This window comes from Clostridium sp. ATCC BAA-442, from assembly GCF_964239415.1.
Lineage (GTDB): Bacteria > Bacillota > Clostridia > Oscillospirales > Oscillospiraceae > Flavonifractor > Flavonifractor plautii.
The window spans coordinates 19387-20046 of record NZ_CAXSQB010000060.1 but is presented as its reverse complement, the minus strand read 5'-3'; the positions used below and the strand labels follow the sequence as shown (position 1 = coordinate 20046).

Sequence of the window (660 nt, the reverse complement as noted above, 5' to 3'; positions counted from 1 at the left end):
GAGGGGGAGGGGCCGGGGCTGTGCCCTCCCATTCTACGGCAGGTGATCGCCGCCGCCCTCAAGACGGGGGAGTGCAACGCCTGCATGAAGCGCATCGTGGCCGCCCCCACGGCGGGGGCCAGCGGGGTGCTGCCCGCGGTGCTCCTCCCCCTCCAGGCCAGGGACGGCCTGGACGACCGCCGGATGGTGGAGGCCCTCTATGTGGCGGCCGGCTTCGGGCAGGTGATCGCCACCCGCGCCTCCATCTCCGGGGCGGAGGGGGGATGCCAGGCAGAGGTGGGCTCCGCCTCCGGCATGGCGGCCGCCGCCCTGGTTCATGTGATGGGCGGCACGCCCAGCCAGATGGCCCACGCCTGCGCCATGGCCCTGTCCAACACCCTGGGGCTGGTGTGCGACCCGGTGGCCGGGCTGGTGGAGGTGCCCTGCGTCAACCGGAATGTGATGGGGGCGGTCAACGCCCTGTCCTGCGCAGAGATGGCCCTGTCCGGCGTGGAGAGCGCCATCCCCTGCGACGAGGTCATCGACGCCATGCGGGCCGTGGGCGATGCTTTGCCCGCCTCACTCCGGGAGACCGGGAGCGGCGGTTTAGCGGCGACGCCGACGGGACGGAGGCTTGCGGAGCGGCTGTAGAGGCGCACTGTGTGCGCCCGCGGGGGGGGG

At 73.6% G+C, this 660-nt stretch carries 1 protein-coding gene; it reads left to right on the top strand.

All coding sequences use genetic code 11. The features are described from left to right. The coding region (gene sdaAA / locus ACESY8_RS17495) for an L-serine ammonia-lyase, iron-sulfur-dependent, subunit alpha (protein WP_498794902.1) at positions 1-630 on the top strand (630 nt) is incomplete at its 5' end. Positions 631-660 lie beyond the last annotated feature (30 nt).